The following is a 26,334-nucleotide window of genomic DNA, read 5'->3' on the forward strand; positions in this document are numbered from 1 at the left end:
TTAGTTAGATTGTTTATCTTTCTTTTAGATGCTCAATCTAATTCACTATATATATAATTTTTTTAGAGATAGTCCTCTAATAAGTCTATTTAAGATAGAAATATATCATAGATCTTAAATTAACTTTAAAAAATGAAGTAAATTGTAAAGTTATTCCGTTAAAACCAGAAATCTATCTAGATATAATAATGGTTAGGAAATGTTTAGCATCCTTAACAATGGAAGCGCTTAATATTTCCATATTTTATCTAGGGGGAATGAATCAGATGAAAGGTAAACTTACTAGATGGGTCTCTGTGCTAATGATCGCGGCACTGCTGATTCCATCAGGATGGCTTGTGCCATCAGTTGCAAAAGCTGAGTCACAGGATATTCCTGTCATTCTGTATCATCGTATTGTCCAGACACCATCGAATGAATGGACAGACACTAGTATCGATAAGTTTAAAAGCATGATGCAATACCTCCATGATCATGACTATACAACATTGACTTCACAGCAGTATGTGGAGATTTTAAGTGGAGAGGCTACAACTATACCAGAGAAGCCTATACTGCTAACCTTTGATGATGCAACACCAGACTTTGTAACAAATGCGCTTCCAATACTGGAAGAGCTGGATATGAATGCTGTACTATTCGTCGTTACCGATTGGATTGACGGTGGCTACAGCATGTCCAGCGAGCAGCTTCAGAAGCTCGCTGATGATCATCCAAACGTAAGTATTGAGAACCATACTGTGAATCACGAAAGTGACGGGTATTGGAAAAACGTAAACCAAGCAGATGCATCTGCGGCCATTGCCAAAGCAAATGCTGATCTTAAAGCAGTAACTGGCAAGGATCCATTGTTATTTGCTTTCCCTTACGGCGACTTTAACCCAGCAGTTCAAGCGGCAGCTGAGGAAAACGGCATTCACTATGCGTTCAAGGTAGGCTACCCGAACAGCGGTAACTATGCAATGGGACGTCATTATGTAATGATGAACACTACGCTGTCTGAACTTGCAGGTTGGATTGGCGGACCAGCCCCTTCACCTGAAGCTCCTGTGGAACAGGATCCTGTTGTCGTGTACCACGAAACCTTTGAGAATGGTCAAGGCGCTGCTACGCAGTCAGGTGACGCTAAGCTATCCGTTGTAGAAAAGACTTTTGACGGCAACAGCGATGATGCTGCGTTATATGTCGAAAACAGAACAAATGACTGGGATGCGGCTGATTTCCCATTCGATAAGCTTGGATTAAAGAACGGAGAAACATACCAAGTAACTGTATCCGTGTATGTAGATGAGGGCGTTGAAGTACCAGAGGGCGCTCAAGCTTTCCTACAAACCGTATCCAGCTACAGTTGGTTGGCGGGTGTGAATTATACGGCAGGCAATGCAATTACGTTACAGGCTAACCTAACTGTAGATACGGAAAATGATTCCGCGCTTCGCGTACAATCTAATGCAGTTGGAGCTCCGGTTCCTTTCTACATTGGCGACATCCTTATTACACAACAGCCAAAAGAAGTGGAAGAGCCACAAGAGATTGTCGTTTATCATGAAACCTTTAAGGACGGTGCTGGTGTTGCAACGCAAGCCGGCTCAAATTTGACAGCGGTTTCAGATGTTGTGTTTGAAGGCAATGAGAATGGTCATGCCATTCATATTACTGATCGCTCAGCAAACTGGCATGGTGCTGATATTCCATTTGATAAGGTCAATATGGAAAACGGAAAAACCTACACCATTACAGTAAAAGGCTATATCGCTGACGATGTTACTGTCCCAGCAGGGGCACAGGTACTCGTACAAAATGTAGATAAATATCAGGGCTTATATCTGCAAGCAAATATGGAGGCTGGAAAATCCTTCACAGCAACAGGCACTCATACAGTAGACACTACGCCAACTGAGGATGGTACGTTCGATCGTGCGTTCCGCATTCAGTCTAACGATGCAGGCGCTAATGTACCTTTCTACGTCGGTGACATTGTTATTACAACGATGGCTGCTTCGGAAGAAGAACCAGAAGATGATCGTCCACCTGCTAAAGAGTTTACTCCAATCACATTTGACGACGAGCAGTTCGGCGGATTTGTTGGAAGACACGGTGATGAAATCTTAACGATTACAGATGAAGCGAACCATACTGAGGATGGAAAATTTGCGCTGAAGGTTGAAAATCGCAATGAAAATTGGCACGGACCTTCCTTGCGCGTAGAGGAGTACGTTAACAGAGGACATGAGTATAAGGTTTCAGCGTGGGTTAAGCTGATTTCTCCAGCAACAGCACAGCTCCAATTGTCTACACAAGTAGGAAACGGTGACGGTGCTAGCTACAACAACCTGCAAGGCAAAACGGTAAGTGTAGACGATGGCTGGGTTCAGCTAGAAGGAACATACCGTTACAGCAGTGTAGGTAATGAGTACTTATCGATTTATGTGGAAAGCTCTAACAACAGCACGGCTTCATTCTATATTGATGATGTAACCTTCGAGCCTACAGGCACTGGAGTTGTTGATATTGAGCGTGATTTAACTCCACTGAAGGATGTATACAAAGACGATTTCCTAATTGGTAACGCAGTATCTCTCGGCGAGTTCGATGGAACAAGACTTGAGCTGCTAAAACTGCATCATAATCTTATTTCCGCTGAAAATGCGATGAAACCGAGCTATGCCTATGATGAACAAGGAGAATTCGATTTCACTGCTGAGGATCAGCTCGTACAAAAAGCGTTGGATGAAGGCTTTAAGATTCACGGTCATGTGCTCGTATGGCATCAGCAATCACGCGAAGCTCTGCACACAGGTGAGGATGGCAAACCATTACCACGTGAAGAGGCAATCAAAAACTTAGAAACACATGTTAAAACAGTCGTTGAGCATTTCGGTGATAAGGTTATTTCATGGGATGTCGTTAATGAAGCAATGAATGATAACCCTCCTAATCCGTCAGACTGGAGAGATTCATTACGACAATCTGGCTGGTTACAAGCAATTGGCGATGACTATCTAGAGCTTGCTTACCGTTTCGCCAAGGAAGTCATTGATGAAAACGGCTGGGATATTAAGCTTTACTACAACGACTACAATGATGATAATCAGCGTAAAGCAGAAGCCATCTATCAAATGGTGAAAGAAATTAATGAAAAATATGCTGAGGAAAACGATGGAGAGCTACTCATTGACGGAATCGGTATGCAGGCACATTACAACCTAAATACGAATCCAGAAAACGTTAGACTTTCTATGGAGAAATTCATTTCCCTAGGCGTTGAAGTCGGTATTACTGAGCTTGATATTACAGCAGGCAGCGACAATGTCCTGACTGAGCAGCAAGCACAGCAGCAAGCGTATCTCTATGCACAGCTGTTTAAGCTGTATAAAGAAAAGGCTGAGCATATCTCTCGCGTCACACTATGGGGCTTAAATGATGCGACAAGCTGGAGAGCAGCACAAAGTCCGTTATTATTCGATAGAGACATGAAGGCTAAGCCTGCATATTATGCGGTTCTTAACCCTGAGAAGTTCATTGAGGAGTATGATGGCGGCGAAGATGTCGAAGCGAATCAAGGCAAAGCACTATTCGGCACACCAACGATCGATGGTGAAATCGATGCAGCATGGAACAACGCTCCAGCATTACAAATCAATCGTTATCAGATGGCTTGGCAAGGTGCAAACGGTATCGCTAAAGCGCTATGGGATGAAGATCATCTATATGTATTGTTCCAAGTGAGCGATTCCAACCTAGATGATTCTAGTGCAGATCCTTGGGAGCAAGACTCAGTAGAAGTGTTTGTAGATGAAAACAATGAAAAAACAACCTTCTTCCAAGAAGATGATGGTCAATATCGCGTAAACTTTAAGAACGTAGCATCATTTAATCCTAGCAACATTGATGAGGGCTTTGAATCTGCTGTAAGTACGAGCGAAGCTGGATATACAGTAGAAGTAAAAATTCCTTTCAAAACCATTACTGCGCAACACAATACAGAGATCGGATTTGACCTTCAGATCAACGATGGTCAAAACGGAGCACGTCAAAGTATTGCGACATGGAACGATTTAACAGGTCAAGGCTTCCAAAGCACATCTGTATTTGGTAATTTGACGCTTGTTACTACGCTTGATGAACCTGGCAGCAATCCTAATCCTAATCCTTCGCCAGGAACAGTGACTACACCACCTGCAGATAACACCGACCCGAACGCTGTCGTTCCTGAAGTTTCGACAGTAAACAATCGCGTAGTTGGTAAAATTACTGCAGATCAGCTGAAAAACACATTAGCGAAAGCAACCGCTGATGCAAATGGTGTAAAACAGCTTAACATCGAGCTTTCTAAGCAAGCCAATGCAACAGGTTATGATGTTCAACTGCCGGTTCAAGGCTTGCAGGACCAACAAGCTGTGTTCACCATTACAACAGAGTTTGGAACAATTACGCTTTCAGGTGAAGCATTGCTTAAAGCAGCTGGTGATGCTGATCAATTAACGATTCGTATTACTCCTGCTTCTGCTGATGGCTTGAATGAAACAGCACGCGAAAAGGTTGGCGACCGCCCAGCGGTTCAAGTAAGTCTGTTGGCAAACAATAACGAAGCTGTTGAATCGTTGAATGGATTAACTATTGCTATTCCGTACACACCAAGCAATGAAGAAAACAGCAACACCGATAACCTTGTTGTGCTGCGTATGGATAGCATGGGTAACACTACAGTCGTTACTAATGGCCGCTATGATGCTGCCTCAGGAACTGTTGTATTCGAAACAAACGAGCCAGGTAGCTTCGCTGTTGCTTATGCATCCAATAGCTTCGAAGATACTGCAGCTGTACCATGGGCTAAGCAAGCTATCGATGCTATGGCGGCACGCGAAATTATTAATGGCGTATCTCCTAGCAGCTATGCGCCTCAGCAATCTATTAACCGTGCTGACTTTATTACGTTACTAGTTAGAGCTCTTAATCTGAATGCCGAGGTTAGCGACGAGTCAGCATTTAGCGACGTAGAGCAATCTGCTTATTATTACAATGAGCTTGCTATCGCTAGAGCGTTAGGCATCGCTTCTGGTTATAGCGATAACAGCTTCAAGCCAGGAGAAGAGATTTCTCGTCAAGATATGATGGTATTAACGGTACGTGCGCTTGCCGCTGCCGGAATAGACTTGAATGCAGATGGCTCATTAGCTCAGTTCTCTGATTCTGACGATGTAGCAGCCTATGCACAAGCTCAGGCAGCTGCACTTGTAGATGCAGGCATCATTAACGGTAAAAATGGAAAAATTGCTCCGCAGGATTCACTGACTCGTGCAGAAGCAGCCGTTATTCTACACCGCATCTGGAAGCTGTAATCGTTAGCAGCCGTATCATCACAGCGTAAACAATAGAAGCCGTTCCTTATGAGGTGCCCATGCACCTAGTATAAGGAACGGCTTCTTTGGCTCATATGCTGCTTGTCAGCGACGAGCTTTCCATTTACCACCATATATGACGCTTGTATCTCTACGTAAATACAGGAGGCGCCTCACAGGTCAACATGTGACCTATAAGGCGCCTCCTGTTTATTTGCTCTATGCTGCTATCGTACATAGAATATAGGTGACAGGCTCCGAACACTTCATCATCTTTTGCGCTTGACTAGTTCTGCCACACCTCATCAACAGCTGCTTGGAACGGCTCCTTGTACGTCTCCACTACCGTAGAAACAGATACACCTTGTCTCAGTTCATCAACAAATGCATAATAAGGCATCGAAGGATACGCATCAATTCCTTCTATAATACGGAAGCTTTCTCCAGCCAATTGAGCGTTTGCCACATCCGCTTCATTTTGGAACCATTTCTCTAGATCAGCTTGACGTGGATAATCATAAATCGATTCAATATCGTAAATTTTCTCCCATAGGTAAACAATTTGATCTGGGTTCTCGACTGCTTTAGGGATGGTGTAATAGTTAGGAATCGTGTTGAAGGAATGATATTGCGAGCTGTTAGGTCCTTTAGGGAATGGCAGGAAGCCGATATCATATTCCGCCATATCTGTGTTAAAGGAATCCATCTCATAATCCGCAGCAGCAAACATCAATGTATTCCCTTGAATGAAGAATTGCTTCGGCTCCGTCCAGTCGCCTCCCTCGGTTGGTCTTGCAACGGCTTCCGTTGCCATACGAGAGATAAAATTCAAAGCCTCCAACGTCTTAGGATCCTCTAAGTTTTGCTGACCATTAACGACCATATTTGTCTCATTAGAAGATAATGCTTGAATAAGAATAGAGTCCGTTGCTAGACCCCAAGTATCGATTTTTCCATCGTTGTTGGTGTCCTTGTTACCTTGCTTCGCTACTTCAATAAATGTATCCCAATTCCAGTTATCTTCATCGACATATTCCTGTAAGTCCTTAATGCCAAGCTGATTCATTAGCGTACGGTTATAGAATACGCCTTGACTTGCTCCAGCTACTCCGATACGGAAGCCATAGCCCTTCCCGTCATATTCAGATAGCTCCTTCGTATATTGAACAACAAATGCATTGTCATTAATTACATAGTCATCGAGCGGCCAGAATAAATCCTGCTTAACGAGTGTAGGAATCATCCACGGTCTTGCAAGCCTAATAATATCACCTAGCGGCTCTCCAGCCATTAAAGATGCCTTTACCTTATCCTGATACTCACCGTAGTCAACAACAACGTATTCCACGTTGAAGTTATGCTTTTCCATTAATGCATCTAGATTTTGCTTCATTTGGATCGAATCAGGGCTAGTTTCCTGAATCGACTCATCATACCAGGACACAAGCTTTAATGTTCTACCACCCATGTCAAAGTCCATCTCAGGTGTTATATTTGGATTAACCGTAGCCTCAGGCTCATCAGCATCCACTTCATCCGTCGCTTCGCTAGGCTCTGGCGTTGGATTCTCCGTATTTTGTACGACATCATTGTTGCCTGATGTGCTTTCTCCTCCATTACTGCTGCAGGCTACCATAAAAACTAACATTAAACTGCACAATACTACCATTAATTTTCGTAAGCTCATTTTTAGTCCCCCTTCTCTTCAGTCGCTAAGGCAGCGCTTTCATGATTGCATACGTTCATTACTTGAACTATTCCACGTATCGCAAAAAACTAACGATCACGGGAGACGATGTTGTTTACTGCCCACTTAGCAATCACATACAAATTATATAAATGCACCCTCCTAGTAACCATAGAGAATTTCAACAATATTTGTATTATTTCAATATCGTTTTCTTCAGCACGGCATTTACTAACTAAACAATGTTCTCACAGGTTGTAATATAGTTTGAGCATAGTACAATAGTTTACAACTCACCTGCTTACTTGCTCACATGTTCAATAGATCGTGAACTTCTACAAGTGAAGGAGGTATCGATGATGGACTTTGAAAAATTCGAATATTTAAACCCTAATTTATTTTATTTTGTAGAGAGAAAGGACTCCCCAGATTGGAAAATTCCAATCCGGCAAAATCACTTTCACGAGCTTTATTTCATTATTGGCGGAAAGTCAGCCTTTCACGTAAACAATCAGGCATTTATCGCTGGAGCCAATGACATCGTCTATATCCCCGGGGGCAGTATCCGCGAGGCATATACCTTTAAGGGAAACCCGATGCACAGCTTTGCTATTAATTTTCATTGGCTTAACGACAATCATGTACATTTACCGTTCGATATCGTCTCAAAAAATAAAATGAATACGGACATCCTTTCTTATTTGAAAGAGCTTCATCATTTGCAAACCAACAAAACAACCTTTTGTACATTTAAAGAACGGGCGTTATTCATGCTGCTGCTAAATCAATTGTTTCAAATACATTATTATAAGACTCAAAACAATATTGATCCGAGAATAAAAAGAGTCACCGATTATATCGAATTGCATTATGCAGAATGTATTGAAATCGATAAGCTCGCACATATGACTAATCTTCACGCCGTGTACCTAGGGAAGCTGTTTAAGTCGAATACCGGCTTCACGATTAAAGAATACATCAATCGAGTCCGTATCAACCGTGCCGAGCAGCTGCTTTCTAACGGCAACCATAGTGTGTCCGAGGTCGCCGGACAGTGCGGCTTTCAAGATATATACTACTTTAGTAAAGTGTTTAAGAAGACAAAGGGCTATGCTCCCTCCATCGTAACCAAAAAGCAAATTATATAATAAAAAAGAAGCGTCCTTCAGCCAGATAATATCCATGGCAGGAGGACGCTTTGCTTTATGAAGCCTAGCCTATTCAGTTGATATCATTCAATCAAAGTGATCAGTGGAAATCAGCTATCGCTTTATAGCATGAATGTAATGGATCGTTTCAAATGCTGATAGATCATCTGCTCGAGAGCCAAAGTATCGTTCTTGAATCATTGAAGGTGTAAGATGCTCGTATATAAGTAAGCCCGCTTCCTCTAACAATGCCTCAATCTCAGCATACGTGTAACAGGATTTCATCGCTTCCCCGCCGGCAGCGGCCATTTTCAACATATTGTCAACGCGATTATGACGTCCTTTTTCGGTAAATAGATGTTCATCTGCCAGATCTAAAACGATAGAGCTGCCTGATGGAAGCTGAGAGAACAGCAACTGCAGCAGGCTTGCAAGCTCATGCTTTGTTATATAATATGAAACACCGAGTAAGCTGCAGAATGTTTTTCTATGAGAAAATCCTGCACGGTATAGGTCATCAAGTCTCAGCTGCTGACTAAAGTCCATCGGAACAAAATGAAGATGACTTGGAATGACGAAGCCCGCCTCCTCTAATCGCTTCTGTTTAAATAGCTGTGTTGAAGGATGATCAATCTCATAGATCGCTAATGTCCCCTCCAGCTCGGGATGTCTAAAACAAAAGGTATCCATCCCTGCTCCAAGAATGACATACTGCTCTATGCCTAGCCTGAGCTCATTCATTAGTACATCTTCACAAAAAGCTGCACGAGATAATGGTGTAGAAGACAGCTGGACCTGTGTAATCCAACGCAAAAGTTCATCTGGATGATCCTTGTGCGTCCTAGCAAGCTCAGCATTAAAGAAAGATATCCCGTTAATCATGCTGCTGCTAATCGCTGAAAACTCGGATGAAGTGATAAGCTTCGTCGCTAGCTTATCATCAAAAATTTTAGGCTCGTCATAGCGACTATGATACGCACGAGCAAAGGCAGACACTAAAGAGGTGATACTCGATTCATTAGCTTTCATTGCAACCTCTCCTTGACATAAAAAAAGATTCCCCTGGCCAGGAGAATCTCATTATACAACTTAAATCAATAACTGTAAATTATAGCATATTTTAACTTTTTGTCAAGTATTTTTTTCGTCGTTAGCGATATCACGATCAAATAGCTAACCTATCGCTTATTAGCTTTGCGCATTGAGGCAGAAGCTGTAGCAGCTGGTCTTGTTTGCTGTACGGTGCCGAAAGGGTGCTCCGGCGGTGCATAGAGCGTATATAGCTTAAGCGTTTTGTTGCCAGTATTAATTAGATTGTGCCAGGTTCCCGCAGGTACAACGATCGAATCATCCTCGCGCACATACCTTTGAATGCTTAGATCATTTGGGCTGTTCCCCATTTTAACGAGCCCTTGTCCTTCCTCTAATCGTAAAAATTGATCGGTATGATCATGCTTTTCCAATCCAATCTCTTCACCTGGGCGAAGGCTCATTAACACAAGCTGCAAATGATTCCCCGTCCATAATGTATTCCGAAAATACGTATTTTGTTCCGATGCATCCTCGATATTAATCACTAATGGATTCGGTCCATAATCCTTTATCACCACATCTCGATACGTTTGCTCAGCCTGCTCTACTGCATCGCTCCAATCTGAATATCTCCAACTGTCGACAGGATAACTAACACAACTCCAATGACTCCCATTCCAATACCACTGTATTGGAGGGCAGTACCTATCACGCTCATAAGGGGAAAACATATTCAAGCCTCCTCTATTATATGTTCCCTTCATCCTATGTTCTTGCCTAGTATTGGGGTACACGTACCACAAAAAATGGGCTCATTGCTTTGGAGCTAATTTGGAGTTGCTTTGGAGCTATAAAGAAACCTGCTATCTAGTCATATTCGCACTAGCACTGTTGTTGGGTTGGTAAAGGTTATTGAAGCATTTAATGCTAAGCAAGCCTGGTGAGATAACATACCTCTCTCCAAGCTTGCTCGTTGTCTTAACAAGATTGATTACTACTATATCGTCATGTGAAGGCTCTGCATTGCATTACTGCAAGAGCTCTAATCCAAATTATATATCCGGTACAGCAGCACTGCCGCTTCTGCTCTCGTTAGTTCCGCTAATGGATTCAGCATGCCATATGAGCCTTTGACAAGCTTTGCTGCAGTGAGCTGAGCAATGTAGTCTTTAGCGTAGTCAGCGATATGATCCGTATCCTCGAATGCATCAAGCAAATCTATCTCATCCTTAGCCTCCAGCTTATGCAAGACATGTAACGCTCTCGCGATGATAACCATCATATCCTGCCTTGTTATCGTTGCATGTGGCTCAAAAGCATGACCATCTCCTTGAACGAGTCCGAGCTGCTGTGCAATAGCGATTGCGTTGTAGTAATAAGCGCCCTCTGCGACATCGGTGAACGTCGCTTTAACTTCAGCTTGTAGACCTAATGTTCTAACGAGCAGCACGGTGAAGTCCGCACGAGTAATCGAAGCGTTTGGATTAAACTCAGCGTCCGTTACGCCGCGAATAATGCCCTTAGTTGCGAGCACTTCAATTTCTCGCTTAGCCCACGCTAGGTCAGTAATGTCTGCAAAGCTTTTCAGCTGTTGCTCAATGACGAATACTCCGGAATGGGCAGCTAGGAACACGATTGCCTTCTGCTTCGCATCATACTTACCATTGCTAATTAAGGAACGCGCTCCGTTCTCAGCCTCATGCGTTACCGTAATTAGCTCATAATCAGACGATTGAGGTAGCTCATATGGAATCGTAACCTGTACGGGAATATTGGCATTACTCCAGCTAACAGCCGCTGCATTAACAGAGAAGGAAAGCTCTACTTTACGTGTATCTCCTTGCTTCTGCTGCGTCACATGTAACGTAATCTTATCATCGGCAGCTATTCCGAGCGCTTCCCAAGCCGATACTGGTACCGTAATTGTTCCCGCTCCCGTCTGAATAACGATTTCCTTACTGCCCTCGTGAAGCTTGGTAACTGGCAGCGTTAATGCGTAGGAATCAGCCTGAGGTAAGATAGAAATGGTGATGCGCTGTTTAGATGAAAACTGCTTCAGCACATTCTCCCACTGTTCCTTCGTTATCTCTGCCTGTATCGTATTACTTGATGCATCACGAACACCGTCGATGCGATAAGCTGTCTGATCCGATCCAGAGTCACCAGGCTGAGGTGCTGGCACGACCGGTATCGATGGATTTGGATTCGTAGGATTTGGATTAGAGGTTGAAGGCTCATTCGTATAATTAATGTTTGGTACCTTAAGCGCTCCATTCAACACAGTATCCCGAATATCCTCACCTAAGTAATAGCCAAGATGCGGCGGCTGATTATAGGCTACGTTCTGCCAAGCAATACCCATTCGATACACCGTATCATGCATCAGTGTGTACAGGCGATAATCCGTTGGAATCGTCGTGCTGTATACTCTAAGCTCTGAGCTATCCTCTGCCGGCAGAAGTACTTCCTCGCGCCAATCTCCGAGTATATCCGCCTGCAGTGTTGGCGTTGCTTTTGTGCCATTATTGCTTACTACACCTTCAAACTCCTCAAGCAGCTCTGCCTGCAGCGTAGCTTCGTTGAATTTCGTAATGGAGGTGTTATCCAGCAGCTCATGCAGCAGATCTCCGTCCCAATACAGGGCAAAGTTGATTGATAACCGTGCAGCTCGATGACTGTCTGCGATCACTTCATTCTTCACATTATATATGCCTCCGCCTTGCTCCACACGATCTGGAGCTGTACCCCAGAATTCATAGCCAGGCTTAGAGGTAATATTTGCGGCTAAGCCGCGGCCTGCATCAACAGAGCCATAGAATGACATAATCGTCTCACCCGTCGCTCCATCATGATACTCAAGTGAAGCAACTGCTGGGTCCTCATGCACGCCGATAAAGTGCAGCCCCTCTCGATCCGGGTCAAACGCACCGACATGCATCGCGTCACCATGCGACCCTCTTTCTCGGCCCATATTGCCATCCATCATGTATAGAATTTTTCCATCCTCATCAAGCACGAGAGAACCTGCGATAATCTCATCATAGCCGTCATTATCTACATCGCCTGTAGCAAGACTATGATAGCCTAGCCCTCCGCCACGGCCCTCTACCGCTGAATCGAACGTCCACTCCGTAACAATTTGACCGTCAACAAGCGAGTAGGCAACAAACGTTGTACGCTCATAATAGCCGCGACCGTATACGACACTTGGCTTTTTCCCATCCAAATAAGCGAGTCCTGCTAAGTAGCGATCGGAGCGATTATGGAAGCTGTCTCCCCAGGATGTAACATCACCGAGTGCAAATTCATAGTCAATTGTATCGATGACTTTACCTGTCTGCCCCTCGAATACGGTAATGTATTCCGGACCATCAAACACCTTGCCTGAGTCATTCACCCATCGTCCATTATCCTCTGCATTGCCGATTACGCTAATTACCTTACTAGAATCATAGATTCCATCGGTAGTGCCGTAGACTGTCGTCGCATCTGCTGTTTTAATCAGCATCTCACTTCGTCCATCACCATCCAGATCTGCAACGATAAACTGATGATAGTGAGCGCCTGAGGTTAGATTAAGTCCCATATTCATCCGCCATAGCAGTGTACCGTCCAGCTTGTAGGCATCAAATATCGTTGGACCTGTCATCCCCGTCTGCGAGCTATCAATTGCGTTCGATGGGTACCACTTCACGATGATCTCATATTCGCCATCACCGTCTAGGTCACCCACACTAGCATCATTGACACTATACGTGTACTCACCTGTTGCTGTCGTTCCACCCTCAGGCTTCTGCATCGGAATAGCTACATAAGACTGATCAAGCGCGATGGTGTCACCATCCTTCTTGTAATTCCCGCTACGAATGCGCTCTACCTCATAGCGATCTCCCGCTTCACCGGCTTCATCCACAAAATTCGTTACCGATAATGGTGCAGCATTCAGCTTCACCCCATCGCGATACAGATTAAAGGTAACTCCTGCCTCATATTCATCTGCAAGCAGTCGCCAGCTCACGAATATTCCATCTTCTGATTGGAGTGCAATGACACCTCGGTCAAGCCACTCTGTATTTCTTGCCATCTCTGGCGCTGGCAAGCGATGATAAACATACTGCAGTGCTGTTTTATCCAATGGATTGTCATATTCACCCTCTTCATCCAGCACACCTCTGAACGTGTATACGCCAGACTTACTAGCATCCCATGGCGTTACCTCTTCCCATGATGCAACCGCAGCCTCAGCAGTAGATCCATCAGAGAGCGTAACGGGTACGGTGCTCGGCAAGCCAATCGTAGCCACATCATCCGTAGCATCGCCAACATAGATGCGGTGATATGGCAGCACATCTACAAAGGTAATCGTATGATCACTAAGTGGCAGCAAGTACAGTGCAACATTATCGAGATAAGTGTCCCATGTCAGATTGTTGCCAGAGGTACGCATACCTCCTAGACGAATGCCGCCTACCTTCGTATCGATCTCCAGCTCATCCATCGAGATTCGATACGTTTCATTAACTTCTAGTGATTCATTAACCATGTTAAGCACGATTTCGTTCTTAATATAATCAATGTCTATCGTCGTTCTGTACCAAGCTTCTGGCTCGGTAATCGTTGTTGCTCCTCGCTGTATGCCATTGCCGATATAATAAGAAATCGGTGATTGATTCGTATGGTTAAGTGTCAGTATCGTCTGATTGCTTCCATTCATTATTCTTAGCTCGCCACCGTTTTCACTTGGATTCGAGCCCTTATCATTGACCTTCCCAGGATACCAATCAAACTCCAGGCGAAGCGACTGTCCCATGTAGGCCTGTGCAAAGTCTTTTGTAGCTACTCTTCCACCGGACTGATCCGTAATATTGAAATGCAGCTTGGAGGAGCTGTTGCCAGCAAGCTCTTCGGTATGAAGGGCAAGCGTTGCATTCGCTGTCGTAAAGCCCCAATATGCAGGAACAAGATCAGCTGAATCACCAAAGTCTGTATAGAGCACCGCCTCATAGCCTGCAGGAGGCTCTGGCGCGTTATCGACTGCAATGACCTTGATCGTTACACTCAGCTTGATGTCATCGGAATTAATAACACCGGACACTCCTGTTAGATCCAGTTCACCGATAAACTCATATTCTCCTGCTTCTGCCGTATCATAATCCGAGCTCGACCAGTTAACAGGAATATTGCTGCGTGTCGCCAGATTGCTTAGCTGAATATCTACACGCTGCGGCAATATCGATATAATATCTGCGAGTGACTGATGAGGCGGAACGGAATACACTGCTTCATAAGGGGTAGTCACAGCAGCAATGCTGCGCGGCTGCTGCTCTGGAGCTGCTGCCTCTGAGGCTTCAGCTATGTAATTATCGACATACATCGTGAAGCCAAGCGTCTGTCCACTCGCACGATTACCGATTAGCTGGATGCCTGACAGCATGTTCGTATAATCTACAGACATTAAGCTAATGGGACCACTGTTGATTAGCTCTTGGTCTGTCGCTTTGTCCCACACCTTAAGTGACACCTGCTCCTCAGCAAAATCGTAATAAACCTCAACCTTCAGCCACACTGCAGGATCATGACTGGCTAGTCCCTCCGCTAATTGACTGAGATCAACTCCGGTTGAACCGACACCGTAATAAATGCCGCCCTGTGCTCCGCCCTTTTTAACGATGCGAAAGACTGGCTTATTATTGGCATCCTGCCACAATATTTCACTGGAATTCGCTGCAGTACTTACATCCTCAGGCAGCCAATCAAACGTATAGCGCAGCTCCTGGGCATTGGTTACTGCGGCAAAAGGCTTGCTTGCCGAACGATTACCAGATCCAGCGCCTGCAATCTTCAGTACATGATTGCCTTCCTGCGCTGCAATACTAGCCTCCGCAGTGCCAGAAATAAAACCACCCATATCCTCCTCGAATGTATGCTGCTCCTGAACAATGAGCGTATCGTCCTCAGTTGACGCTCCTTCATTCGCAGACATGTAGGCTGCATTAGAAACCATTAAAGCAAAAACAAGGAATAAAGATACGATCCTTTTAGAAGCTCGATTCATCTTTTTGGAACACTCCCTCATTCTTTTTTTAGCTTAAGCGTCTCTAGGAAGCAGAAGAGTGACACCTCGCTTTCCGCAGCAAATCATCTGCACACTTACCTTAAAATGAGAGGACTAGTACCGTCTATTCTAAATTTTTGCGTTAATAAGGGTTTCAAGCCAATCCAGCCTTCGTTAGACAATAGAACATTTTTGCCCTGATAGGCTTATCTTGCCGATAAGAGTAGAGCTCTACGTTTATCACGACTTATCTCATGGACTAGGAGCATTGATATCGTTAATCCGTGAAGCCTTCAGACAATACAGTAAACAACTATACAGAAAACCATTATTGAATAAACAACGCTAAATAGCACAAAACCTCCGCACCGAAGGTTTTCCTTTGGGTACGGAGGCTTTCCTTCAGGTACAGAGGTTTTATCTGCTGTTCCTATTCGATATGACGAGTGATACATATTGATATAAAGATATGAGTCACTTAATATTGATAAGCTTATGCTTACTTAACGCTAAAGCGAATAACGTTCCAAGAAGCTTTGGATAGCATGGACTTTGCACTCGACTGATCAACAACCGTTGATCCTCCTGCGTGCGGCACAACCTGCTGTGGTGAAGCCGTTGAATTGACCGCCTTCAGGTCATCGTGCTCAAGCACAATATGCTCAAGCAAACTCATCTCTCCAAAGCTGCGGAGATCAACATCAAGCGCCATGCTTTCGCTGAGATGACGATTGACTGCAAAAATCGTAATTACACCCTGCTCTTCCTCATAGACAACGACCGATTCCAGGTACGGTACATCAGTAAAGTCCTTCGAATCGTATACCGGACTAGATACTATCGATTGCAGCACCTTTCCTCTTCCGTAGCTAGACGCATGAAGGAAAGGATAATAAGTCGTTTGCAGCAGCAAGCCGCCATCTGCCGTCGTCGTAATCGGTGCGATAACATTTACTAGCTGAGCAAGACAAGCCATCTTCACGCGGTCTGCGTGCTTCAGTATCGTAATTAAGTAGCATCCTACAGCAAGTGCATCCTCCATATTGTACACATCTTCAAACTCTGGAGGCGCAATCTGCCAGCGCTGCTCTGCTCGACTGCTGCCGATCGTTTTCCATACATTCCACTCATCAAGAGATAGCATCAGCTTCTTCTTGCTGCGTTTTTTAGCTTGTGTCGCATCACAGATCGAAGCGACACTATTAATAAAGTGATCTAGATCAAGGGAGGTTGCTAGAAAGTTAGCCGTGTCATTATAGTTATTGTTGTAGTATGTATGCAAGGATAAATAATCGACCTGATCGTAGCACAGATCAAGAACTGTCGATTCCCAATAACCGAATGTTTGCATGCCGCTGCTTGAGCTTCCACATGCCACTAGCTCAATCGAAGGATCTACCCATCTCATCACTTTTGCCGTTTCATTCGCAAGTCGACCGTATTCCTCTGCGGTTTTGGCACAGATCTGCCAAGGTCCATCCATTTCATTGCCTAAGCACCAGGTTTTAAAGCGATGCGGCTCCTTGTAGCCGTGTGCAATACGCAGATCGCTCCAATATGAGCCAGAAGGATGATTGCAATAATCAACGAGGTTACGTGCTGCATCAGCTCCGCGAGTACCAAGATTGACAGCCATCATCACATCGCTGCCAACTAGCTTTGCCCAATCTGCAAATTCATTCGTTCCGACCTCATTCGTCTCAGTTGTCCACCACGCAAGCTCCAGTAGACGTTTACGCTGATCCTTCGGGCCGACGCCATCCTCCCAGTTGTAACCGGATACAAAATTCCCGCCTGGATAGCGAATAATGGGCACCTGCAACGCTTTAACTGCTTCAATGACATCCCGGCGAAACCCTTGCTCATCTGCAGATGGATGACCAGGCTCATAGATTCCACCATATACGGCACGACCTAAGTGCTCAATAAAAGATCCGTATATACGCTGATCCACGTCTGCTACTACAAAGTTCTTATCTACCATAACCTTTGATTGAATTGTCATGAAGAGCCTCCTTGATCTCACTTTAGAATTTATGAAATTACGAATTCATATCATTGATTTCCTACTAAATTTGTATCATAATAAGGGTATTCTTGCAATGTTTACGTTTACAATTAACATAAAACCATATCCTATAGTTGGGGTGAGCAATATGCTACTAACGACCAATCAAACATCGCTGCTTGTATATGAAGCATTGGCGAGCGACATTCGCTTAAAGATTATTGACCGGCTGTTTGAGAAGGAAATGAATATTAAAGAGCTGGCTGCCGAGCTTTATCTGAGCAATGCGATCGTTAGCAGCCATGTTGCTAAGCTGGAGAAGGCGGGAATTGTAGGAAGCAAGATGAAGCGGATCAATGGGGGAACGTACAAGATGTGCTATATCAACACCGAGCATATGCAGATCAAGCTCTCCCCTATTCAGCATCAACGTAGCTATGAGGAAGTGTCAATACCGGTTGGACAATATTCGAATCACGAGGCACAGCCAACCTGTGGTCTCGCAACAACCGAGAAGATGATTGGCCACTATGATGATCCTGTCTATTTTCTAGATCCCGAGCACGTTCATGCCTCCATTCTCTGGTTCGCAAGAGGGTTTGTCGAATACAAGATTCCGAATTATGTACACAAGGATCAACAGCTAGTCGAGCTTGAGATTTCCATGGAAATTGGCTCAGAAGCCCCTCAGGTGAACGAGCATTGGCCAAGCGACATCTCCTTTTATGTTAACAATCGGATGCTTGGCACATGGACAAGCCCGGGGGATTTTGGAGAGCATAGAGGTCGCCTAACTCCTGTATGGTGGCTGTCCGATGTTAATCAGTACGGCATGCTGAAGGTGCTGCGTATTAATGAATCCGGCACCTATATCGATGGTAAGAAAATATCTGAGGTCACGCTAAGCAGCCTAATGGTGGATGCTCAATATTGGACGCTGCGCATTAGTGCTGAGGAGCTGAAAAAGGGGCGCGGCGGATTAACACTATACGGCAAAGGCTTCGGAAACTATGATCAGGATATCGTCATTCGCAGCTACTATAAAAGCTAGAGCTGCTATACTTGCAACATATAACCGCCACTCCATTATACTTAACGTTATAAAAAGCAGCGTGCTAGAAGTTGATCCTTCCGGCACGCCGCAGCGTATACATCTATTCATATTTAACTAGCATTACCGTTAGTGCTAAACCAAGCTAGTATTACTACGACTAGTATTACTACGATCTATTAAAACTACATTGTACTAGGCTATGTCATAGATTGCTATATTACCTAGCAGCCTTACAGCTAGAGCTTCAATGTATCGTAGGATACCTCTCCAAATTCGCCGCATAGATCAAGGAATATCCCTCTCATATCGAAGATCTCTTTCTCTTGCTCGACGTACTCTAGTACCTTTCTTCGCAGTGAAGTATCTGGCTTCGCATCCTTCACGTCCAGCATCTCATTAAATACAAAATTCCATAGGAAGCTAATAGAGCCAGCTGTTGGATATAAGTAGAATTGCTCCTGGAATTTAACGATATTGCTGGTCGGAGGCAGCATGTCACGCAGCTGAGGTGTGAACAGCCACGTATGACAGTACATCCCTTTAGGCTTCACCTCTGGGAAATGCTTTGCGAAAAACTGCTTTGCTTGCTTGTATGATTCCTTCACGCTATCCATATCGAATGCAGCATCTCTCGGAATATGAATATCGAACACTACATCGTCCTTATCTAAAACCTTCTCCCATTCTAGACGAGACAGCTTCACCGGACTTGGCATTCCTTTTCCTTCAGGAGTCACGGGATATCCGATATAGTAATCGTCGGTTTCCTCGTAGGTTGTCACAAAGCCATCCTCTGTTTTTTCCTTTTTACATACGCCCTGCATATCGCCACTGGCTCTTAGCTCGATCCCTTCTCTGCATAAGAGCATAAGGGTTTTATTTTCGGCATGGTAGAAGCCCTTCACATCACCAGAGAATGGAATCGTCAAATACTGAATGCTGCCTATTCGAAACATTCGAGCTTCGAGATGGCGCCAAATCCAGCTAAAATTACGAATCGCATAATAGCCTACTAGATTATAGGCGTTCTGTACCCATGTTGAAATATCCCGCACTGTCTCAACAAAGAAGTCTTCACTTAAACCTAGCTCCTTATATCGCTTTTCTGTTAGCGGCAATCGCTGCAGCGCAGCATGCAAGTATAACAAGGAGGCATGGTTGCCAAGCACCTCTTCAGCATACGGATCAATCTTTAGCGGCTCCCACACCGTTGTCCAATAACCGCTCTCAATATAACTTGTATAAAATTGTTTATGAATGTGAAGCAGTTTCTCATCTTGTTCAAGAAGGTCACCAATCTCCAGTAATATAGCGGTCGCCCCTTCAGGCATTAAGATCTTGTTACAGTAATGCTTCATCTGTTCGTTGGATAACAATTGCCATTCCATCGGATCACTCCCCAAGTTTGTATGTGCAGCTGTGCAATAATTCTATTAACCCGATTAATCATCAGTTCTCTTAAAAAGAAAGAGCTTTCACAATACCAATATAGCAAATTTTAAGCCCAATCACTACACATCTTTCTCCTATACTGCTTATATAGATTCCTGCGGATTTTCAAAAAGCAGGCTCATTCATTATGTCATTGTCCATGCCGTACACGTATACATGCAATATATTTATCACTACAATCAGAGGTGGGTATACAATGGCGAATAATCGTTTGTCTAATCTTATTGGAAAATTCGTCCGCGTTAATAGAGGCGGACCAGAATCGAGTGATGGTGTATTAGTAGCAGTAAAGCATGATTATATTGTTCTCTTTATTAAAAAGGACGGATTTATCTTTTATAATCTGGAGCACATAAAAAGCATTACTCTCCTTAATCACCATGGAAGACATGATTTCCATAGCTTGAACCATAGAACACCTCGCACCTTTATCGAAGCGCTACGGGCCAATAAGCATCGATTAATAAAGGTTAACAGAGGCGGGCCTGATAGCGTAACCGGCGTATTAACAGAGGTGCACCCGCATTATATTAAACTCATTGCGGATCATGAGACGGTCATTATTTTTACCCATCATATTAAAAGCTTTACCCCTCCGCTTAGAACCGTGAATTCATTGAAAGTGCGAAATAAAAGATAAGCTTCCTGCGAAAAGCTAAACTAGACTGAGTGTCTCTGGTTTAGCTTTTTCTATTGAGCGCTTGTTGAGCTTTACGTAACGACACGAGGGCGAATATTGAATTTTTATACAGAGGGCTATCTCATTATTACAAAGAAAAGGCATGAGTCGTATATATACAGTATTAACTATCCATAACATTCACCCTACTAGGCGAATACTCTTCATCTACTCACACACAGCAATAAAAGGAAGGAGGTTAGTACATGTTGTTACTCATAGCACTGTTAGTCATACTCGGTCTATTGCTTTATATATTTCTTAAGCCGAGAGCTATAGGCAAAAGCCATACCATCTCTTCCAGTGAACAGTCGCTTGACATAAAATCTACAGCATCCTATAGCGAGGCGAAGCGAAATGGTTGAATCATTTCTATTAACGGCTGGCAGCATTTTCATAATAACCGTTGCCCTACTCATCTTACGTCCATATCGAATGAACGAAGCTATTCCCGTCACCATTGGTGCGATAGCTATTTATATATTCGGAATTGTAAGCTTTCAGGATGTTATCTCTATTATTGGGATCGTAAATGGAGCAGCAATAACGATATTATCGACCATTGTCATGTCGATCGTTCTGGAGAGTATTGGCTTTTTTAGATGGGCTGCTTTTAATTTAGCTATCAGATCGCAAGGCTCGGGAAGAGCGCTGTTCTGGTATATCAATGTCATCTGCTTCCTTATGACGATGTTCTTTAATAACGATGGAAGCATACTCATTACCACTCCAATCATTATTCAAACGCTAAATGTACTGAACCTGAAAACAAGACAAAAAATTCCTTACCTGCTGTCAGGTGCTCTAATCGCTACAGGAGCAAGCGCTCCAATCGGGGTAAGTAATCTCGCGAATTTAATATCATTAAAAATCGTGGGCCTCGATCTCAATGCCTATGCAACGATGATGCTTATTCCGTCCATGATCGGCTTGCTGTCCATTTCCTTCTTACTGTTCTTCCACTTCAGAAAAGAAATTCCCGTGCATATCCCTGTTATTCATCGTGACACAGCTGAATGGTTTCAACAATCAACGAATCGTTCGTCCAATATGAGAAGAATCCACCCACTCATGCCTACTACTGCTGCTAATCCTCCATCCTCAAGCATAGACTGGCGAATGTTTGTCATATGCATCATCATCGTAATTTTAACTAGAATCAGTTTTTTTGTATTGCAGCCTCTAGGTATCTCGACAGAATGGCCTGCCATCGTTGGTGCTTTATTGCTTATTGCAGTGCGTTGGTTGAGAAAAGGAATCGCTCCAACAGACATCGCTTCAAAAACGCCTTGGCACATTCTTCTTTTTGCATTAGGCATGTATGTGATCGTCTACGGCCTCTATAATGCTGGCTTAATCGAAATTATTATTAGTCAATTAGGTGAATATGTAGCTGACAATCGGTTTAATGCGATCTTTATTATCGGCCTCCTGCTGAGCTTTATGTCTAACCTATTCAACAACCTGCCTTCTGTCATGATCGGAACCCTCTCATTAACAGAAATGCATTTAGAGCCTTCCATCTTACATGCTGGGTATTTCGCTAGCATAATTGGTGCAGATATTGGTGCCCTCATTCTTCCGATGGGTACACTCGCATCACTTCTATGGATGCATATTTTGAGGGAACATAACATTCATTTTACGTGGCGGAAGTATATAAAAACAACGTTAGTCGTCATCCCAATTTCCTTACTCATTAGCTTCACTAGCTTATATTATTGGCTTGAATTATTTTATTAATTTGAGGTGAGTATAGTTGTCCATGATACATTCGTTGCTTAATAAAGTAGTTAATATTGAAATTTCGGGTGAAAAGCGGCATACCGGAATATTGATTGATTATGGCCGAGATATGCTTGTTGTCTATAACGGTATGAATTTCATTTACTTTCCTACTCATCATATCCAGAATATTAGAGCTAATGATAAGCCTGAGGAGGAAATTACTAGCCCTTCCGATACACAATATGAGAGCGAGCCCAACCTTTCCTATCGAAAAGTATTGCTGAATGCGCGTGGCCAGTTTCTAGAAGTTTATATTTCAGGACAGCTGTCCTTACATGGCTACGTTACAGCGATTATGAACAATTACTTTGTGTTTTATTCTCCTGTATACAAAACAATCTATATCCCGATGTATCACTTGAAATGGTTAATTCCGTATCCTACAGAGCAAACACCATTCTCGATCGATCGCGAACGACTTCCGGTGAGTCCCTCTATCGTGCCTCTTGCTCGAACGTTCGAGGAGCAGCTGGATAAGCTGATTGGTGAGATCATTGTATTTGATCTAGGAGTTAACCCTAACAAGATCGGATTGCTAAGCAGCATCGAGGATCATTATGTCGAATTAGTTATCGGAAAAGGGGAACGATTCATTCTAAATATGCATCATATTAAGTCTGTCCACTCTCCAAAGCAGCTGTAGCAGCTTGCAGCTTGGCTATGCTCGGTCGCAAAAACAATACACTAAGAGCACGGTTGTTCGCTAATCAAAATGAACTGTGCTCTGATCTGTGCACATAATTCATGACGTTATGGTTAGACTAAGCATAGCTTCGAAAAAGGAGGATGACACCCGTATGGACAGCACAGAACAATTTGTAGAGGACTTTAATCAAAAGCAGCAAAAGCATGAGCAGAACCAAAAGCGACAAAGCAAATCTCATGCTGGACACAAATTGCCTAATAAGCAGCACAGCACCAATAAATAATCGAGATTTCACTCGATTCTAATACCTGTCGTTATCCCTTATTATGCCGAGAGTTAACCCTCTCGGATTATTTTTATTCTCATTCAGTTGATTTAGTATGACTAGGCAATCCGTTGTATACTTGACTTTACATATATACCAAGCCAGAAGCCACAGCATAATTAATGAACATGCGTGTGGCTTTTTCCTTTGAATTTTACTTACTCATTTGACGGACTCTTTAACGGACTAAATCATTGATGACATAAATGATATAATGAACAACATATTGCTGAGGGTCGACACCAGGATCAAGTAACTGGTCAGCGAACAATTGAAAGGGTTGAGTAGATTATGGCAGACATATTAGCAGATAGATTTTCTAAGCAGCTTCTACATGATTTTTCACGCATCGTTAAACAAGCCCATCCAGGCTTTAATTCGGAGCAGTTTATACAGCTCGTCTTCGATGAACATTGGACGGATAAACAGCTTAAGCAGCGTATTCGGCACATTAGTACTTCGCTCGGGCAGACGCTGCCAGCGGATTATGACGCTGCGATTGAGATATTGTCTGCCATTAGCCCGCAATGCTCAGGCTTTGAATATTTATTTTTGCCTGATTTTGTAGAGCTATACGGATTGCCGCATTGGGAGACATCGATGCAGGCACTAGCTCATTTTACTTCATCATCTAGCTCAGAATTTGCGGTGCGTCCATTTATAGAGCAGGATCCAACCCGAATGCTGCAGCAAATGCTTGAATGGGCCCATCATTCTAATCATCATGTGCGACGACTGGCTAGTGAGGGCTGTAGACCTAAGCTTCCTTGGGCTGCCCCGCTTCGTATGTTTATCAACGATCCGACGCCAATTCTGCCAATTTTGCAGCAGCTTAAGGCTGATGAATCAGAATATGTGAGAAAAAGCGTCGCCAACAACTTAAATGATATCGGCAAAAGTCACCCTGATCTACTGAAGCAAGTGGCACGCCAGTGGCTCGGTCATGATCCACGCACGGATTGGATTGTGAAGCACGGCTGCCGTACCCTGCTGCGCAAGGCAGATCCCGAGGTTTTAGCATTATTCGGACTAAGCACTACACCTGATGTAACGATTAGTCAATTCCAGCTATCAGAAAAGCAGGTTGCTATTGGTGATGGACTCCCGTTTTCTTTTTCTGTGCGCTCCAATTCGTCCTCTCCACAGCTGCTACGAGTAGAATACGCCATCTATTTTGTGAAAGCGAACGGTAAAACGTCGCGCAAGCTGTTTAAGATTACGGAAAATGAGTTTGATCATACCGATCGGACCTATACACGTACACATTCGTTCAAGGACCTTACGACACGAAAGCATTATGCTGGCATGCATCAGCTGTCCATCATCATCAATGGCGTAGAGCAGGTGACGGAGGCATTTGAGGTAACTAAACCTATGTAATGTATGTCAGCCTTTGAATAAGGTAGCAATAATTGATTTTGACCACAGCCTATGAAATGATAGGTATGGGTGATGAATACAATGGAAAATTATGAAAAGAAGCTTATTGAAAGCGAAAGCCTCGCTAGTAAAATGGGCGGAGCACGTAAAGGAGCAGGACGAAAGCCAATTGGCGTAACTCGAAAGCTATCATTGACCTTGCCTCAGCAATGCTGGGAAGAGATTGATCGTTATTGCCAAAGAGGAGATTACTCCGTCTCCGAGGTTCTAAGAGCAATCATTGAAGATCATCTCCACAATGCAGATCTATTATAAGTAATGGATTGGAGGTCGATTCATGTATTTGGAATTAAGCGAAGGTCGTATATTTTATACAGTTTCCGGAGCTGGACAACCGGTCATTTTGCTGCACGGTAATTTTAATGATCATTCGATATGGGATGAACAAGTTGAAGCGTTATCTACGGCTTATCAAGTGATCCGGCTTGATTGGCGTGGCTATGGTCAATCCAGTACACCTACGTCTCCCTTCTCTAACGTAGATGATCTAAAGGCACTTATTGATTGGTTAAAGCTGGATAAGGTTACGCTTGTCGGATCCTCTTCAGGAGGAGGCGCTGCAATAGATTTTACGCTAGCCTTCCCTCATCTCGTACGGCGTCTTGTTTTCGTCTGCCCTTCAATTAATGGTCATCCGTTACCTTTACGCATGACCTGGCATGGGATAAAAAACTTTTACAACGTTCATCGTCATGGGAAGGAGCGCGCGATCGAGTCCTTCATCAGCAATCCTTTCTGGCAATATTATTTTCCTTCTATCGACAAACAAGAAGCGCTTGCTAAGGTGCTGCATCACATCAGAAATGCGGACAGCTTCTGTAGATTCTCTCCACAATTATTAATGGCTTCGAAGCCCTCTGCCATAGGTCGATTAGATGAGCTACAAGCCCCGACACTCATCGTTATTTCTGATCAAGACCATCCGTACAACATAAAGACAGCTCATCTTTTACATACTAAGATTAAGCATTCAACCAAGCGGATAATGGAAAACTGCAGGCACCTTCCCTTTATTGAAAATCCTATTGAGTTTAATAAAATATTGATAGATTTCTTGTCCAAGATTATGTAAAATTTTTCTATATCCAATGATGAAGGAGCGAGAACAATGATTACAAATGTCGGACAAATTATGCTATATGTAAACAATCAGGATGAGGCCGTAAACTTCTGGACGGAAAAGCTTGGATTCCGTGTGATTGCCGAGGAGGATAATGGTCAAGGCTTCCGCTGGATAGAAGTCGCTCCTGATGGTGTAGCTACAAGTATCGTACTGCATAACAAGGAGTTTGTTGCTAAGATGGAGCCAGACATGAATCTCGGCACACCTTCATTGATGTTCTTCACACAGGATCTCAATCAATTACATACCGATTTGACGAACAAAAATGTTAAGGTCGGTGAGATCGTTTCGCTTCCTAATAATGCGAGAGTGTTCAACTTTTCCGATGATGAGGACAATTACTTTGCAGTTACAGAGAAGAAATAACGTAGGCTCGATGAACCTTGCCACCCACAGCACAGCATATTATCCGGCGGAGCATTAGTATTACCTCCACACCTAATGTGCAAATAACCTTATAGCTAAAAAGCCCCGTTCCATTGATGCCCCCCTTAAGGTTAACACTTAACCATTGGAGGTACAGTTCACATGCACGGGGCTTTCTCATTACATTAA

At 43.7% G+C, this 26,334-nt stretch carries 18 protein-coding genes; 12 read left to right on the plus strand and 6 right to left on the minus strand.

Annotated elements, in window-relative coordinates; genetic code table 11:
- Window positions 1-266 precede the first annotated feature (266 nt).
- The gene (locus NSQ99_RS00105; RefSeq protein ID WP_340834130.1) at window positions 267-5,342 is read left to right on the plus strand and encodes an endo-1,4-beta-xylanase; all 5,076 of its coding nucleotides are present in this window, start codon (window positions 267-269) and stop codon (window positions 5,340-5,342) included.
- A 286-nt stretch (window positions 5,343-5,628) separates the two neighbouring features.
- Here NSQ99_RS00105 and NSQ99_RS00110 read toward each other — a convergent pair whose 3' ends face one another.
- Complete coding sequence (locus NSQ99_RS00110) at window positions 5,629-7,029, minus strand: ABC transporter substrate-binding protein (RefSeq protein ID WP_340834131.1); 1,401 nt, start codon at window positions 7,027-7,029, stop codon at window positions 5,629-5,631.
- A 356-nt stretch (window positions 7,030-7,385) separates the two neighbouring features.
- Here NSQ99_RS00110 and NSQ99_RS00115 point away from each other — a divergent pair, with 356 nt between their 5' ends.
- Window positions 7,386-8,177 carry a helix-turn-helix transcriptional regulator gene (locus NSQ99_RS00115; protein ID WP_340834134.1) on the plus strand — a complete coding sequence of 264 codons (792 nt, stop codon included), beginning with the start codon at window positions 7,386-7,388 and terminating at the stop codon, window positions 8,175-8,177.
- A 114-nt stretch (window positions 8,178-8,291) separates the two neighbouring features.
- On the opposite strand, the gene NSQ99_RS00120 is transcribed toward NSQ99_RS00115, so the two are convergent.
- The 4 genes from NSQ99_RS00120 to arfA all read right to left on the minus strand — a co-directional run bounded on the left by NSQ99_RS00120 (window position 8,292) and on the right by arfA (window position 17,269).
- On the minus strand, window positions 8,292-9,206 hold the full coding sequence (locus tag NSQ99_RS00120; RefSeq protein WP_340834136.1) for a class I SAM-dependent methyltransferase: 915 nt from the start codon (window positions 9,204-9,206) through the stop codon (window positions 8,292-8,294).
- A gap of 149 nt (window positions 9,207-9,355) precedes the next feature.
- Window positions 9,356-9,940 carry a cupin domain-containing protein gene (locus tag NSQ99_RS00125; protein ID WP_340834138.1) on the minus strand — a complete coding sequence of 195 codons (585 nt, stop codon included), beginning with the start codon at window positions 9,938-9,940 and terminating at the stop codon, window positions 9,356-9,358.
- A 311-nt stretch (window positions 9,941-10,251) separates the two neighbouring features.
- Window positions 10,252-15,264: a rhamnogalacturonan lyase family protein gene (locus NSQ99_RS00130; RefSeq protein WP_340834142.1), complete on the minus strand. Its 5,013-nt coding sequence runs from the start codon at window positions 15,262-15,264 to the stop codon at window positions 10,252-10,254.
- 499 nt (window positions 15,265-15,763) lie between these two features.
- Window positions 15,764-17,269: an arabinosylfuranosidase ArfA gene (gene arfA, locus NSQ99_RS00135; RefSeq protein ID WP_340834144.1), complete on the minus strand. Its 1,506-nt coding sequence runs from the start codon at window positions 17,267-17,269 to the stop codon at window positions 15,764-15,766.
- A gap of 31 nt (window positions 17,270-17,300) precedes the next feature.
- Here arfA and NSQ99_RS00140 point away from each other — a divergent pair, with 31 nt between their 5' ends.
- Window positions 17,301-18,323 (plus strand): ArsR/SmtB family transcription factor, encoded by a 1,023-nt coding sequence (locus NSQ99_RS00140; protein WP_340834146.1) that lies wholly within the window; start codon window positions 17,301-17,303, stop codon window positions 18,321-18,323.
- Window positions 18,324-18,562: 239 nt separating this feature from the next.
- Here the strand turns inward: NSQ99_RS00140 and NSQ99_RS00145 are convergent, their stop codons facing one another.
- Complete coding sequence (locus NSQ99_RS00145) at window positions 18,563-19,714, minus strand: acyltransferase domain-containing protein (protein ID WP_340834148.1); 1,152 nt, start codon at window positions 19,712-19,714, stop codon at window positions 18,563-18,565.
- Window positions 19,715-19,974: 260 nt separating this feature from the next.
- On the opposite strand from NSQ99_RS00145, the gene NSQ99_RS00150 reads away from it, so the two are divergent.
- The 9 genes from NSQ99_RS00150 to NSQ99_RS00190 all read left to right on the plus strand — a co-directional run bounded on the left by NSQ99_RS00150 (window position 19,975) and on the right by NSQ99_RS00190 (window position 26,145).
- Window positions 19,975-20,418 (plus strand): spore coat protein, encoded by a 444-nt coding sequence (locus NSQ99_RS00150; protein ID WP_251669449.1) that lies wholly within the window; start codon window positions 19,975-19,977, stop codon window positions 20,416-20,418.
- 245 nt (window positions 20,419-20,663) lie between these two features.
- On the plus strand, window positions 20,664-20,822 hold the full coding sequence (locus NSQ99_RS00155) for a hypothetical protein (protein ID WP_340834150.1): 159 nt from the start codon (window positions 20,664-20,666) through the stop codon (window positions 20,820-20,822).
- On the plus strand, window positions 20,815-22,200 hold the full coding sequence (locus tag NSQ99_RS00160; protein ID WP_340834152.1) for an arsenic transporter: 1,386 nt from the start codon (window positions 20,815-20,817) through the stop codon (window positions 22,198-22,200). Before NSQ99_RS00155 ends, NSQ99_RS00160 begins: the two co-directional genes overlap by 8 nt.
- A 16-nt stretch (window positions 22,201-22,216) precedes the next feature.
- On the plus strand, window positions 22,217-22,888 hold the full coding sequence (locus NSQ99_RS00165) for a DUF2642 domain-containing protein (protein WP_251669455.1): 672 nt from the start codon (window positions 22,217-22,219) through the stop codon (window positions 22,886-22,888).
- A 154-nt stretch (window positions 22,889-23,042) separates the two neighbouring features.
- On the plus strand, window positions 23,043-23,174 hold the full coding sequence (locus NSQ99_RS00170; RefSeq protein WP_251669457.1) for a DUF4023 family protein: 132 nt from the start codon (window positions 23,043-23,045) through the stop codon (window positions 23,172-23,174).
- A gap of 333 nt (window positions 23,175-23,507) precedes the next feature.
- Complete coding sequence (locus NSQ99_RS00175) at window positions 23,508-24,596, plus strand: DNA alkylation repair protein (RefSeq protein WP_340834156.1); 1,089 nt, start codon at window positions 23,508-23,510, stop codon at window positions 24,594-24,596.
- An 81-nt stretch (window positions 24,597-24,677) separates the two neighbouring features.
- Entirely contained in the window at window positions 24,678-24,911 is a 234-nt protein-coding gene (locus NSQ99_RS00180; protein WP_251669461.1) for a ribbon-helix-helix domain-containing protein, read from the plus strand.
- A 22-nt stretch (window positions 24,912-24,933) separates the two neighbouring features.
- Window positions 24,934-25,728, plus strand: a complete 795-nt coding sequence (locus NSQ99_RS00185; protein ID WP_340834158.1) for an alpha/beta fold hydrolase — start codon at window positions 24,934-24,936, stop codon at window positions 25,726-25,728.
- Window positions 25,729-25,764: 36 nt separating this feature from the next.
- Entirely contained in the window at window positions 25,765-26,145 is a 381-nt protein-coding gene (locus tag NSQ99_RS00190; RefSeq protein ID WP_340834160.1) for a VOC family protein, read from the plus strand.
- Window positions 26,146-26,334 lie beyond the last annotated feature (189 nt).

It is taken from the genome of Paenibacillus sp. FSL W7-1287, assembly GCF_038004245.1.
GTDB classification, from domain to species: Bacteria; Bacillota; Bacilli; order Paenibacillales; family Paenibacillaceae; genus Pristimantibacillus; species Pristimantibacillus camelliae.

Excerpts from the sequence above, each read along its gene's own strand:
- NSQ99_RS00105 (WP_340834130.1), top strand. The coding sequence starts at position 267 with ATGAAAGGTAAACTTACTAGATGGGTCTCTGTGCTAATGATCGCGGCA.
- NSQ99_RS00110 (WP_340834131.1), bottom strand. The coding sequence starts at position 7,029 with ATGAGCTTACGAAAATTAATGGTAGTATTGTGCAGTTTAATGTTAGTT.
- NSQ99_RS00115 (WP_340834134.1), top strand. The coding sequence starts at position 7,386 with ATGATGGACTTTGAAAAATTCGAATATTTAAACCCTAATTTATTTTAT.
- NSQ99_RS00120 (WP_340834136.1), bottom strand. The coding sequence starts at position 9,206 with ATGAAAGCTAATGAATCGAGTATCACCTCTTTAGTGTCTGCCTTTGCT.
- NSQ99_RS00125 (WP_340834138.1), bottom strand. The coding sequence starts at position 9,940 with ATGTTTTCCCCTTATGAGCGTGATAGGTACTGCCCTCCAATACAGTGG.
- NSQ99_RS00130 (WP_340834142.1), bottom strand. The coding sequence starts at position 15,264 with ATGAATCGAGCTTCTAAAAGGATCGTATCTTTATTCCTTGTTTTTGCT.
- arfA (WP_340834144.1), bottom strand. The coding sequence starts at position 17,269 with ATGACAATTCAATCAAAGGTTATGGTAGATAAGAACTTTGTAGTAGCA.
- NSQ99_RS00140 (WP_340834146.1), top strand. The coding sequence starts at position 17,301 with ATGAAATTACGAATTCATATCATTGATTTCCTACTAAATTTGTATCAT.
- NSQ99_RS00145 (WP_340834148.1), bottom strand. The coding sequence starts at position 19,714 with ATGGAATGGCAATTGTTATCCAACGAACAGATGAAGCATTACTGTAAC.
- NSQ99_RS00150 (WP_251669449.1), top strand. The coding sequence starts at position 19,975 with ATGGCGAATAATCGTTTGTCTAATCTTATTGGAAAATTCGTCCGCGTT.
- NSQ99_RS00155 (WP_340834150.1), top strand. The coding sequence starts at position 20,664 with ATGTTGTTACTCATAGCACTGTTAGTCATACTCGGTCTATTGCTTTAT.
- NSQ99_RS00160 (WP_340834152.1), top strand. The coding sequence starts at position 20,815 with ATGGTTGAATCATTTCTATTAACGGCTGGCAGCATTTTCATAATAACC.
- NSQ99_RS00170 (WP_251669457.1), top strand. The coding sequence starts at position 23,043 with ATGGACAGCACAGAACAATTTGTAGAGGACTTTAATCAAAAGCAGCAA.
- NSQ99_RS00175 (WP_340834156.1), top strand. The coding sequence starts at position 23,508 with ATGGCAGACATATTAGCAGATAGATTTTCTAAGCAGCTTCTACATGAT.
- NSQ99_RS00180 (WP_251669461.1), top strand. The coding sequence starts at position 24,678 with ATGGAAAATTATGAAAAGAAGCTTATTGAAAGCGAAAGCCTCGCTAGT.
- NSQ99_RS00185 (WP_340834158.1), top strand. The coding sequence starts at position 24,934 with ATGTATTTGGAATTAAGCGAAGGTCGTATATTTTATACAGTTTCCGGA.
- NSQ99_RS00190 (WP_340834160.1), top strand. The coding sequence starts at position 25,765 with ATGATTACAAATGTCGGACAAATTATGCTATATGTAAACAATCAGGAT.